We start from the raw sequence: 11,164 nt of genomic DNA, 5'->3' as shown, positions 1-11,164 counted from the left end.
GCCTGGGGCAGGCGGCGAACGCTACGCGTCGGGGACGAATTCCCCATGCCCGGCGTCGCGCAGGGCGGCCCGGATCTTCTCCGCGCTGGCATCCATGACGGCCGGGTCCGGGTTGCGCTGTGCCCGCTTGAAGTCGTACTCGGCCTCGGAATTGGACGGCCAGACGTGCAGGTGCAGGTGGTTGATCTCGAACCCGGCGATGATCAGGCCGGCGCGCGCGGCGCCGAACGCCTCCACCTGGGCCCTGCCGATGACCTGGGCCACACCCGTCAGCCTGGCCATCAGGTCCGCCGGCGCGTCCGTCCAGCGGTCCACCTCCTGCCGGGGCACCACCAGGGTGTGGCCGTCGGCCAGCGGACCGATGCTCAGGAAGGCCACTACGTCTGGATCCTTCCAGACAAAGCGGCCGGGGATTTCTCCCTCGATGATCTTGGTGAACAGCGTGCTCATGCGTTCCTTTCCCGGGATTCCGTGCTGTCCGGCAGGTTGTTGGTTCCTTCTGCTTCTTCCCGGGCTGCCGCCGGATTCCTGGCCGGATTCAGCGACTCGACATCCAGCACAAAGCGGTATTTCACGTCCCCGGCCACCATCCGGTCCCAAGCCTCGTTGAGCCGGTCCGCCGCCACCAGCTCCACTTCGGCGCTGATGCCGTGGGCGGCGCAGAAGTCCAGCAGTTCCTGGGTCTCGGCAATGCCGCCGATCATCGAACCGCCGTAGGCAATCCGGCGGCCCACCAGCATGCCCAGCGGAACCGGCGGCATGCCCCCCGGCGGCAGGCTCACCTGGATCAAGGCGCCGTCGCGCCGGATGGTCCTCAGGTAAGGTCCGAGGTCGTGCCTGGCCGAAACCGTGTCGATGATCAGGTCGATGCTCCGCCGGGCCGCGGCCATGGCCTCGGCATCGGTGGAAAGCACGACGCGGTCCGCGCCCAGCCGCTGCGCCGCCTCGACCTTGTCCGGAGAAGTCGTGAAGACGGTCACGACGGCGCCCAGGGCCTTGGCGATCTTGACGGCCAGGTGGCCCAGCCCGCCCAGGCCCACGACACCGACCGCGTCCGAGGCCTCCACCCCGAAATACTGCATCGGGGAAAAGACGGTGATTCCCGCGCACAGCAGCGGTGCCGCCTCGGCCGGATCCAGGCTCTCCGGCATCCGGAGCACGTACTTCTCGTCCACCACGATGGCGGTGGCGTACCCGCCCTGGGTAATCTCGCCGCCATGGCGCTGGTCCACCGCGCCATAGGTGGCAACGGCGCCGTTCTCACAGTACTGTTCCAGCCCTTCGTTGCAGCTGTCGCAGTTCCGGCAGGAGTCGACCAGGCAGCCCACTCCGACCAGGTCCCCCACGGAGAACATGCTCACGTCCTCGCCGGTACGCGTGACCCGGCCGACGATCTCATGTCCGGGCACCAGGGGGTAGCGCTGGTCGCGCCACTCGCCGCGGATGGTGTGCACATCCGAATGGCACAGGCCGCAGAAGGCGATGCTGATCTCGACGTCGTGCGGCCCCGGTTCGCGCCGTTCGATCTCGAGCGGGACCAGGCCGGAGGTGGCCGAAGTGGCGCCGTAGGCCCGCACCCTGGTTCCGGTCGCGGCCCGGGCCGCCGGTGCCTGCCGCGGCTGCTGCGGGTTGAATTTCGTGCCCAAGGGCGGCGGAACGGGGCGGCCGAGAGTCATGCTCCGACGCTACCCGCTCCACCGCGGCCATGCCACAGGCCGCGGCCGGATCCGTCTCCGCCGGGGTGTTTTCCGACCGCCACCGGCAGGTCGGCCTGGTTGGACCACTGGGACCAGGACCCCGGGTACAGGGCCGCCTCGATGCCGGCGTGGGCCAGGGCCGCGACCTCGTGCGCTGCGGTGATGCCGGAGCCGCAGTACACGGCCACCTTTTTCCCTGCCGCCCCGGCGCCAAGCTGCCGGAACCGCTCGGCCAGCTCGTCCGCGGCCAGGAACCGGCCATCCGCCGGCAGGTTCGCGCCGGCGGGCGCACTGACGGCGCCGGGGATGTGCCCGGCCTTCGGGTCCACGGGCTCGGTCTCGCCCCGGTAGCGCTCCGCGGCCCGGGCATCGAGCAGCAGGCCGGACCGGGCAAAGTCCGCCACCTCGGCCAGCTCCAGAACAGGCATGTGCCCGGGTGCCAGCCGGACGGTGCCGCGCGCAGGGTGTTCATCCCCGGCCTGCAGCGGCAGCCCGGCGGCCTGCCAGGCCGCCAGGCCGCCGTCGAGCAGGTAGCAGCGGTCAAACCCGCCGTCGCGCAACAGCCACCAGAGCCGGGCCGCGGACATGCCGCCGGCCGCATCGTAGGCGACCACCACGTCGTCGTCGGCGACTCCCCAGGTGCGGGCCGCTTCCTCGAAGGCGGCCGGGTCCGGCAGCGGGTGGCGGCCGAGCACGGCGGACCCGGGAGCGGCCAACTGGTTTTCCAGATCCACGTAGACGGCACCGGGAAGGTGGCCGGCCAGGTAATGTTCGCGCCCGTGCGGATCTCCCAGTGCCCAGCGCACGTCCAGCAGGACCGTCCGGGCTCCTGTGTCCAGCCGCTGCTGCAGGGCCTGTACATCCATGAGTACCTGGCTGCCCGCGCCGCCGGCTGCCTGGTCCGTGTCCGGGCCCATTTACAGGTCCACGCTCTGGCGCGGGTCCAAATGTTCGTAACTGGTGCCGTACCGCGCACCGAAGGAGGCCACGTGCTTTTCCACCAGCCCCCGGCCGGTCCCGTTCAGCAGCCCGTCGTGGATCGGGAAGGCGCGCCTGGCCCGCATCGCAGTGACGAAGTCGATGACCTCGGAGACCTTGTTCCAGGGTGCATGGATCGGTACCAGCACGGCCGAAGCGGTCAGCCCGTCCGGGACGATGAAGGAGTCGCCCGGATGGTACACGGTCTCGTTGACCAGGTACCCGATGTTGGCCACCACCGGGATGAGCGGGTGGATCAGCGCGTGCTGGCCGCCGTAGGTCCGGATCCTGAAGCCCGGCACTTCGAAGCCGGAGCCCGGTTCGACGGCGTGGATGCGTCCTTCGGCGATGCCGGAGCCGGTGCCACCGGCCGAGGCTCCCGCGGCCAGCCCGGCGGTGAGCGAACGCAGCTGCTCCGCGACCCCGGCAGGGGCGTAAACCTGCAGGGTGCTGCTGGCGGCGACAATGCCGGGCAGCCGGTCCAGGTCCACGTGGTCCGCATGTTCGTGGGTGACCAGCACCGTGCCGGCCCCCTGCAGCGCCTCCTCCACCTCGGACAACGACCCCGGGTCGATGACCAGCACCTGGCCGTCATTCTCCAACCGCACGCAGGCGTGCGTGTACTTTGTCAGCAGCATGGGACCAGCCTACGCGCCTGCCCATCGGCTTCGGGGCATCCCCGGCTGGTAGTCTGGAAGGCATGTCCGTCCCGTCCGCACAGTCCCGGAGCCCCCGCCGCGGCTCCGAACAGCGGATGACCCGCCAGCGGCTGGCCGTGGGCAATGCCTTGGACAGCCTGGACGATTTCGTCAGCACGCAGGAGCTCTACCGGCTGCTGCACGAGCGCGGGGACTCGGTATCGCTGGCCACCACCTACCGCATCCTGCAGTCCATGGCCGAGGACGGGCAGGTGGACGTGCTGCGCAGCGGCGACGGCGAGGCCGTCTACCGGCGCTGCGCCGTTGAACACCACCACCACCACCTGCTCTGCCGCAGCTGCGGCAAGACCGTGGAGATCGAGGCGCCGGCGGTGGAACGCTGGGCCGCCCGCGTCGCCGAGGAACACGGTTTCACCGAGGTGGCCCACACGGTGGAAATGTTCGGGCTCTGCCCCGACTGCAGCATCAAGGATTTGGGCGCCCCACTCCGGCGGTGACCTTGACCGCCGGCATCTGGCGGCCGGCGGTCTTCCGCTCCAGGCCGCGCCTGTGCCGCTGCCAGCCGAGGAACCGGCAGGACAGGTAGATCAGGAATGAAATCGTGGTCACGTACGGGCTGATCGGAATCCTCCCGCCCAGGGCCAGCAGGATGCCGCCCGCTACCGAGGTCACGGCGAAGACCACGCTCAGCAGCACCACCAGGCGCGGGGACGAGGCCACCCGGAGCGCGGCGGCGGCGGGTGTGATCACCAGCGCCAGCACCAGCAACGCGCCGACCACCTGGATGGACAGCGCCACGGTCAGGCCCAGCAGGAACATGAAACCGATCCCGAGCCGGGCGACCGGCACCCCCCGGGCCTCGGCCAGCTCCGGATCCACGCTGGCGAAGGTGAGCGGGCGCCAGATGGCCAGCAGCGCCAGGATGACGAAGACCGAGCAGCCGGTCAGCAGGCCCAGCTGGACCGTGTCCACCGAGACGATCTGGCCCGTAAGCAAGCCGAATTTGTTGGCGCTGCGGCCTTGGTAAAGGGACAGGAACAGGATGCCCAGGCCCAGCCCGAAGGGCATCACCACGCCAATGATGGAGTTCCGGTCCCGGGCGCGCGTCCCCAGGACGCCGATAATCAGGGCAGCCACCACGGACCCGGCCAGCGAGCCGAAAACCACATTGGCCCCGATCAGCAGGGCGAAGGCCGCCCCGGCGAAGGACAGTTCGGCAATGCCGTGGACCGCGAAGGCGAGGTCCCGCATCATCACGAACACCCCGACCATCCCGCCGACCAGCCCCAGGACGGCTCCGGCGATCAGCGAATTGCGCACCAGCGGCAGCAGCTGGTCATAGTCCTGGAAATTGAACACTGCGTTGACAAAGTCGTTGAAATCCATGCCTAGAAGTCCTCGCCCTGCTCCGCGTGGTGGTGCGTCGTGGCATCCGGCAGCCCCACCACCACAATCCGCCCCTCAGTATGGATGACTTCCACGTGGCTGTTGTACATGTCCGAGAGCACCTCGGTGGTCATCACTTCCTCCGGTGTACCCACACGGAACTGTCCGCCGGCCAGGTAGAGCACGCGGTCCACATAGTCGATGATCGGGTTGATTTCATGCGTCACGAAGACCACGGCGCTGCCCTTGACATGGCACTGTTGGTTGATCAGCGAGCTGATGGCCTGCTGGTGATGCAGGTCCAGGGACAGCAGCGGCTCGTCGCAGAGCAGCACCTTGGGGTCCCCGGCCAGCGCCTGGGCGGCGCGCAGGCGCTGCTGTTCGCCGCCGGAGAGCAGGCCGACCGGCGCATCCGCATAAGAGGAGGCGCCGACCTGCTCGAGCAGCTCGTCCACCCTGCGGCGGAACCGGCGCGACCCCAGCCGCACCCCCCAGCGGTGGCCGTCCAGGCCCAACCCCACCAGGTCCCGGGCGCGCAGCGGCGTTCCGGGGGCGAAGGATTTCTGCTGCGGAATGTAGCCGATGTCCCTGCTGCCGCGGGCCACCGGCCTGCCATTAATCTGGGCAGTACCGTGGGTCAGCGGCTGCAGCCCGAGCAGTACCCGCATCAGGCTCGTCTTGCCGGAGCCGTTGGGCCCCAGCACGGCAAAGAACTCCCCCGGATTGATTTGCAGGTCCAGGCCGTGCCACAGCACGCGGTGGCCGAAGGACAGCGAAGCGTCCTTCAGGCTTGCGGCCGGTGTGATCACTTGGCGTTTCCGGCGGCCGCAGCGATGTTTTCCAGGTTGGTCTTCATCCAGTCCAGGTAATGCATGCCTTCGGGCAGCGTCTCGGAGAAATTGACGACGGGGGTGCCCGCCTTTTCCGCGGCACTGCGGACCTGCCGGGTCTGGGCGCCTTCGGTCTGCTCATTGTAGGCCAGGAACCGTACCGCCTTGGAGGCGGCCAGGTCCTCGGTCTGCTTCAGTGCCGTCGGGGCGGCGTCGCTGCCCTCTTCGGCCGCCTCCAAGAAGTCCTCCGGCGTGAGGTTCTTCAGGCCCAGCGCCTCGAACAGATGGAGCGGCACCGGATCCGTGGCGACCACCGCCTCGCCGGAAACTTCCTTGGCCAGCGCCGCGCGGTCCGCCTCGAGGCCGGCCAGCCCGGCGTGGAAGGCTGCCGCATTCTGCTTGAAGCTGCCGGCGTGGTCCGGGTTCAGGGGCTGCAGTTTCGCCGCGACCGCGTCCGCGACCTTGCCGACGGTGGCCAGGTCGTACCAGACATGCTCGTTGAAGGCGCCATGGGCATGGTCCGCACCATGGTCTTCGCCGTGGGCCTGCCCGGAGGCCTCCGCGCCGCCGGTTTCCGCACTGCCGGCGGACGCGGGACCAAACAGGTCCGCGGCGGTAATGATGGCATCGTGGTCCTTGCCCGTGTCCTCGGCCAGGGCGTGCAGGAACGGGTCGTAGCCTCCACCGTTTTCAATCACCAGGTCCGCCTCGCCGACTGCGAGCTTGTCCCGTGCCGTCGCCTCGTAGGAGTGCGGATCCTGGGCAGGCGAGTCGATCAGGGACGTGACCTGGACCGCGTCCCCGCCGATGACCTCGGCAATGTCCCCGTACACGTTGGTGGAGGCAACGATGCGGACCCTGTCCGCTTCGCCGGAGCCAGGCACGGCATCGGTGCCGGCCGGCCCGCAGCCGGCCAGGGCCAGGGACAGCGCGGCGATGCCGGCAAGGCCGGAAAGCCCGGGAAGCAGGGACGGGAGGCGGGAGCGCCGCATGGAACCTCAATCCAGTCTAATGAGAATAAGTAACGATAATCCTTGACCAGTCTAGGACAATTGCGAACCGTTCGCATTTCGCGGGGCGGCATGGCATACGACAGGCCCGGGACTGCAGTCCCGGGCCTGTCGTATCGGGGGCGGGAGCAGGCGCGAAGGGCCCGCTGCGGCGGCAAAGCCGCCGGCGCCTATTCGCCGCGGCGGCGCTCGCCCTGGACCTGGGTGGCGTCGCGGATTTCACCCACGAGCACCTCCAGCACATCCTCCAGGAACAGCACACCCAAGGTCCGCCCCTCGGGGCTGATCACGCGGGCCAGATGCGATCCAGTGCGCTGCATGACGGCCAGCGCATCCTCGATCTCGTCATCCGGCCCCAGGTTGGCCAGGGTGCGGACCTTGCCCACCGATATCGGGCGCCTGAAGCCCTCCTCCGGAATGGTCATGACGTCCTTCAGGTGCAGGTAGCCGGTAAGGTTCGCGCCGTCGTCGGCCACCGGAAAGCGCGAGAAGCCGGTGCGGCGCACCAACCGCTCGAATTCCTCCGGGGTGGCGTCCACGTCAATGGTCACCAACTCCTCGAGGGGGACCATCACCCTGCGCGCGGTCTGGCCGGAGAACTCCAGTGAACTGGAAATCAGGCCCGACTCGTCGTCCACCAGGCCGTGCCGGGTGGACTCCTGCACGATGGACTGGACTTCCTCCAGGGTAAAGGTGGAGGTCACCTCGTCCTTGGGTTCGACGCCCATCAGGCGCAGGACGTGGTTCGCGGACCAGTTGAGCACAGTGATCACCGGCCGGACCGCCTTCGAGGCATATACCAGCGGCGGCGCCAGCACCAGGGCCGCCTTGTCGGCGGTGGATACCGAGATGTTCTTCGGGACCATCTCGCCCAGCGTCACATGCAGGAACGTGACCAGCAGCAGCGCCACCAGGAAGGAAATGCCGTAGGAGACCTCGTGCGGAATCCCCAGCCAATGCTCCAGCGGCATCAGCAGCAAATGCTTGATGGCAGGCTCGGCCACGTTCAGGATCAGCAACGAACAGACCGTGATGCCCAGCTGTGCGCAGGCGAGCATCAGGGACACGTGTTCCATGGCCCACAGCGTGATCTTCGCGGACCGGGAACCGGCGGCCGCCAGCGGCTCGATCTGGCTCCGGCGGGCCGACATGATGGCGAACTCGGCGCCGACGAAGAATGCGTTGCCAATCAGCAGGATGACGAGCCAGAAAATACCGGCTTCCGAATTCATCGCACGCCCCCCTCGTCGGCCTCGCTGCCGGCCGGCTGCGGCGCGGGAATGAACCGCACGCGGTCGACCCGCCGGCCGTCCATGCGTTCGACCTCCAGCACTCCGCCCTTGACCGGGACGATATCCCCCACCGCGGCAATCCGGCCCAGCTCGGCCATGATGAACCCGCCCACGGTCTCGTAGCTGGCCTCGTCCGGGACTGTCAGCAGCGGGATCTGCTCGGAGACCTCGTCCGGGCGCATCAGGCCCGGAAAGTACCAATTGCCGGTGGCGCTCTGCAGCACCCCGGGCTTGACCCTGTCGTGCTCGTCCTTGACCTCGCCGACGATTTCCTCGACCAGGTCCTCCAGCGTGACCACCCCCGCGGTGCCGCCGTATTCGTCCAGGACGACGGCGAACTGCAGGTTGGAGGCGCGCAGCTCACCCAGCAGCGAGTCCAGGTGCACGGTTTCGGGCACCCGGAGCACCTCGGACATGATGGCGGCCACCGGGAGCTCGGCGCGCTTCTCGCGCGGCACCGCGATGGCCTTCTTAAGGTGGGCCACGCCGCGCACATCGTCCGGCGAATCACCCAGGATCGGGAACCGCGAGTAACCGGTCCGCCGCGCCACCGCCACCAGGTCCGCCACGGACTGGTCCGCGTCGATGAATTCGACCCGAATGCGCGGGGTCATCACGTCGGCGGCCGTGCGGCCGGAAAAGGTGAGGGTGCGGGACAGGAAATTGGCCGTACCGGCGTCCAGCGTGCCCATCTCGGCCGAGCGGCGCACCAGCGAGGCCAGTTCGGAGGGGGTGCGCGCACCGGAGAGCTCTTCCTTGGCCTCGAGGCCGAACAGGTGCAGCACCTTGTTCGCAAAGCCATTGAGCACCACAATCGCGGGCTTGAACACCGCGGTGAAAACCAGCTGCGGGCGGGCCACGGCCTTGCCGATGGCCATGGGCAGCGCGATGGAGGCGTTCTTGGGGACCAGTTCGCCGATCAGCATGGAGAGCAAGGTGGCCAACGTCATGGCGATAACGACGGCAGCGGGCTCGCGCACCGCCTCAGGCACACCCGCGGCGGCCAGCGGCATGCGCAACAGGGAACTGATGGACGGTTCGAGCAGGAAACCGGTCAGCAACGTGGTCAGGGTGATGCCCAGCTGGCAGCTGGACAGCTGGGTGGACAGGGACTTCAGGCACCGCATCAACGGCACCGCACCCTTGTCCCCGTTGTCAATGGCGCGCTGGACGGTGGGCTGGTCCAGGGCCACCAGGGCAAACTCGACGGCGACGAAGAAGCCGGTGCCCAGGATCAGGAGCAGTCCGGCGGCGAGTTGGAGCCATTCCATTAGCGGGCGCCTCCCGCACTGCAGGTCGGGAAGTACGGTGGGAAATGTTCAGGCCGGTCCGGAGGAAGATCGTCCGAACCCGGACTGGAAGGCTCCTGTCCTGCCGCTCCGGCGGCGGGCAGCGAATGATGGGCACGTGTGCGGGGTCTGCCGGTGCTGGGTGTGATTGCCCTGGTGCATGCCGCAGCGGGCGGGGCAAACATCACGGACCGGCGCCTAGAATAGCTGTCCATTGTCGTTAAATCGTAGCAGCCGGATGGGCCGGCCTGAGCCTTGCGGGAGCGCTTAGAGCGGGGCGCGAGGGCCCCGCCGTGGCGGCGGAGCCGACCGGTTCGGGCCTGCCCGCAGCTCGCACGCTCGCTGCGGGCCCCGCGACCCAAACCTTGCGGGAGCGCCCCAACCTCTACCAGCTCTGCGGCACCGGCCGGCCTTCCTCATAGCCAGCAGCAGACTGCACGCCCACCACTGCACGTTCCCGGAACTGGGCCAGATCCGCGGCACCGGCATAGGTCATGGAGCTGCGCAGGCCGGAAGTGATCAGGTCCAGCAGATCCTCGACGCCGGGCCGGGCCGGGTCAAGATACATCCTGGAGGCGGAAATGCCCTCTTCGAACAGGCCCTTGCGGGCCCGCTCGAAGGCACCCTCGCTGCGGGTGCGCTGCTGGACCGCCCGTGACGAGGCCATGCCGAAGCTCTCCTTGTACTCGCGCCCGCTGCTGTCAGTGAGCAGATCCCCCGGGCTCTCGTGGGTGCCGGCAAACCAGGAACCGATCATGACCTGACTGGCACCGGCGGCCAGCGCCAGGGCCACGTCGCGCGGATACCGCACGCCGCCGTCGGCCCAGATGTGCGCGCCCAGCCGCCGGGCTTCCTCCGCGCATTCGCGCACCGCGGAAAACTGGGGGCGGCCCACCGCCGTCATCATCCGGGTGGTACACATGGCCCCGGGACCCACACCCACCTTGACGATGTCCGCGCCCGCACCGACCAGGTCGCGGACACCCGCGGCGCTGACCACATTGCCGGCAACCACCGGCACGGCAGGATCCAGGCTGCGCACCGCACGCAGCGTCTCGAACATCTTGGCCTGGTGACCGTGGGCGGTGTCCACCACCAGCACGTCCACCCCGGCCGCCAGCAGCGCCGCAGCCTTGGTCCGGACATCCCCGTTGATGCCGACGGCAGCGGCGACCTTCAGCCGCCCGCCCCCGTCGAGCGCCGGACGGTAGATGGTCGAGCGCAGCACCCCGGTGCGCGTGAGCGCACCCTGCAGCACGCCATCGTCGTCCACCACCGGGGCAAAAGCCGTGCCGGCGGCGTCAAACAGTTCAAAGGCCTTGCGCAGTGCCGGTTCCAGCTCCGCCCCGAACATCGAGGCCTGCAGGGTCAGCAGGTTCGGACGCATCACCGAAGCCAGCGAAGCGAACCGGTCAACCCCTTCACAGTCCTGGGCCCGCACCTCGCCCAGGCAGCGCTGGTCCGCATCGACGAGCACCACGGCGCCGTGGGACCGCTTGGCCATCAGGTGCAGGGCGTCGATCACGGTATTCTCCGGGTGCAGCCGCAGCGGGGTCTCGTAGACCGCGTGCCGGGCCTTGACCCACGCGGCCACTTCGGCAATCACCTCCACCGGCACATCCTGCGGCAGTACCGCCAGCCCGCCGCGGCGAGACAGCGTCTCCACCATCCTCCGGCCGGTCACCGCGGTCATATTGGCCGCTACCACCGGAATCGTGGCACCGGTCCCGTCCTGCGGAGCCAGGTCCACGTCCAGCCGGGACACCACCTCGGACCGGGACGGGACCAGGAAAACATCCGCGTAGGTCAGGTCCGTGGACGGTTCGTTGAGGAATCGCATACTGTGCTCCTGGACTGGGCGGGGCTGTCGTCATTGAAGGCGGTTGGTCCGGCCGGCCGGACCCCTTACTAAGAATACGTAGTGATTGATCGGGCAATTAGCCGTACCACCAGATGTGTTACTAGACTGGCTAAAGGTCCAGATCATGCGCATCCGTGCGCCCGCGGCTGCCATACTCTGCGG

11 protein-coding genes are annotated in these 11,164 nt (G+C 68.6%); 1 reads left to right on the top strand and 10 read right to left on the bottom strand.

The features are described 5' to 3' along the window. Window positions 1-21: 21 nt before the first annotated feature. From ACFQ36_RS04030 to ACFQ36_RS04015, 4 genes are read right to left on the bottom strand one after another with little or no spacing between them, the layout of a single operon-like run. Window positions 22-450 (bottom strand): HIT family protein, encoded by a 429-nt coding sequence (locus ACFQ36_RS04030; RefSeq protein WP_377010880.1) that lies wholly within the window; start codon window positions 448-450, stop codon window positions 22-24. Next, window positions 447-1,676, bottom strand: coding sequence for an NAD(P)-dependent alcohol dehydrogenase (locus tag ACFQ36_RS04025; RefSeq protein ID WP_377010877.1), 1,230 nt, complete (start codon window positions 1,674-1,676; stop codon window positions 447-449). Before ACFQ36_RS04025 ends, ACFQ36_RS04030 begins: the two co-directional genes overlap by 4 nt. After that, window positions 1,673-2,614, bottom strand: a complete 942-nt coding sequence (locus ACFQ36_RS04020; RefSeq protein ID WP_377010874.1) for a sulfurtransferase — start codon at window positions 2,612-2,614, stop codon at window positions 1,673-1,675. The genes ACFQ36_RS04025 and ACFQ36_RS04020 overlap by 4 nt, the downstream gene beginning before the upstream one ends. Next, the gene (locus tag ACFQ36_RS04015; protein WP_377010872.1) at window positions 2,615-3,313 is read right to left on the bottom strand and encodes an MBL fold metallo-hydrolase; all 699 of its coding nucleotides are present in this window, start codon (window positions 3,311-3,313) and stop codon (window positions 2,615-2,617) included. A 62-nt stretch (window positions 3,314-3,375) separates the two neighbouring features. Between ACFQ36_RS04015 and ACFQ36_RS04010 the strand changes: the two genes are divergently transcribed. Next, complete coding sequence (locus ACFQ36_RS04010) at window positions 3,376-3,831, top strand: Fur family transcriptional regulator (RefSeq protein ID WP_377010870.1); 456 nt, start codon at window positions 3,376-3,378, stop codon at window positions 3,829-3,831. On the opposite strand, the gene ACFQ36_RS04005 is transcribed toward ACFQ36_RS04010, so the two are convergent. The 6 genes from ACFQ36_RS04005 to ACFQ36_RS03980 form a co-directional block, all read right to left on the bottom strand. Continuing rightward, the gene (locus tag ACFQ36_RS04005) at window positions 3,800-4,720 is read right to left on the bottom strand and encodes a metal ABC transporter permease (protein WP_377010868.1); all 921 of its coding nucleotides are present in this window, start codon (window positions 4,718-4,720) and stop codon (window positions 3,800-3,802) included. The genes ACFQ36_RS04010 and ACFQ36_RS04005 overlap by 32 nt on opposite strands. A 2-nt stretch (window positions 4,721-4,722) precedes the next feature. Further along, window positions 4,723-5,526 (bottom strand): metal ABC transporter ATP-binding protein, encoded by an 804-nt coding sequence (locus tag ACFQ36_RS04000; protein WP_377010909.1) that lies wholly within the window; start codon window positions 5,524-5,526, stop codon window positions 4,723-4,725. Continuing rightward, window positions 5,526-6,542: a metal ABC transporter solute-binding protein, Zn/Mn family gene (locus ACFQ36_RS03995; protein WP_377010866.1), complete on the bottom strand. Its 1,017-nt coding sequence runs from the start codon at window positions 6,540-6,542 to the stop codon at window positions 5,526-5,528. The genes ACFQ36_RS04000 and ACFQ36_RS03995 overlap by 1 nt, the downstream gene beginning before the upstream one ends. A gap of 188 nt (window positions 6,543-6,730) precedes the next feature. Then, complete coding sequence (locus tag ACFQ36_RS03990; protein ID WP_377010864.1) at window positions 6,731-7,792, bottom strand: hemolysin family protein; 1,062 nt, start codon at window positions 7,790-7,792, stop codon at window positions 6,731-6,733. Further along, entirely contained in the window at window positions 7,789-9,123 is a 1,335-nt protein-coding gene (locus ACFQ36_RS03985; protein WP_377010863.1) for a hemolysin family protein, read from the bottom strand. Before ACFQ36_RS03985 ends, ACFQ36_RS03990 begins: the two co-directional genes overlap by 4 nt. A 403-nt stretch (window positions 9,124-9,526) precedes the next feature. Further along, window positions 9,527-10,981 (bottom strand): GuaB1 family IMP dehydrogenase-related protein, encoded by a 1,455-nt coding sequence (locus ACFQ36_RS03980; RefSeq protein ID WP_377010862.1) that lies wholly within the window; start codon window positions 10,979-10,981, stop codon window positions 9,527-9,529. Between the last annotated feature and the right edge of the window lie 183 nt (window positions 10,982-11,164).

It is taken from the genome of Arthrobacter sp. GCM10027362 (assembly GCF_042679445.1).
GTDB lineage: Bacteria > Actinomycetota > Actinomycetes > Actinomycetales > Micrococcaceae > Crystallibacter.
Note: the sequence above shows the minus strand (reverse complement) of the source record. Positions and strands in the feature narration are given on the sequence as shown.

Bases quoted from the DNA above. Each gene is read 5' to 3' on its own strand.
- ACFQ36_RS04015 (WP_377010872.1), bottom strand. From the start codon at position 3,313: ATGCTGCTGACAAAGTACACGCACGCCTGCGTGCGGTTGGAGAATGAC.
- ACFQ36_RS04005 (WP_377010868.1), bottom strand. From the start codon at position 4,720: ATGGATTTCAACGACTTTGTCAACGCAGTGTTCAATTTCCAGGACTAT.
- ACFQ36_RS03990 (WP_377010864.1), bottom strand. From the start codon at position 7,792: ATGAATTCGGAAGCCGGTATTTTCTGGCTCGTCATCCTGCTGATTGGC.
- ACFQ36_RS03980 (WP_377010862.1), bottom strand. From the start codon at position 10,981: ATGCGATTCCTCAACGAACCGTCCACGGACCTGACCTACGCGGATGTT.
- ACFQ36_RS04025 (WP_377010877.1), bottom strand. From the start codon at position 1,676: ATGACTCTCGGCCGCCCCGTTCCGCCGCCCTTGGGCACGAAATTCAAC.
- ACFQ36_RS03995 (WP_377010866.1), bottom strand. From the start codon at position 6,542: ATGCGGCGCTCCCGCCTCCCGTCCCTGCTTCCCGGGCTTTCCGGCCTT.
- ACFQ36_RS04030 (WP_377010880.1), bottom strand. From the start codon at position 450: ATGAGCACGCTGTTCACCAAGATCATCGAGGGAGAAATCCCCGGCCGC.
- ACFQ36_RS04020 (WP_377010874.1), bottom strand. From the start codon at position 2,614: ATGGGCCCGGACACGGACCAGGCAGCCGGCGGCGCGGGCAGCCAGGTA.
- ACFQ36_RS04010 (WP_377010870.1), top strand. From the start codon at position 3,376: ATGTCCGTCCCGTCCGCACAGTCCCGGAGCCCCCGCCGCGGCTCCGAA.
- ACFQ36_RS03985 (WP_377010863.1), bottom strand. From the start codon at position 9,123: ATGGAATGGCTCCAACTCGCCGCCGGACTGCTCCTGATCCTGGGCACC.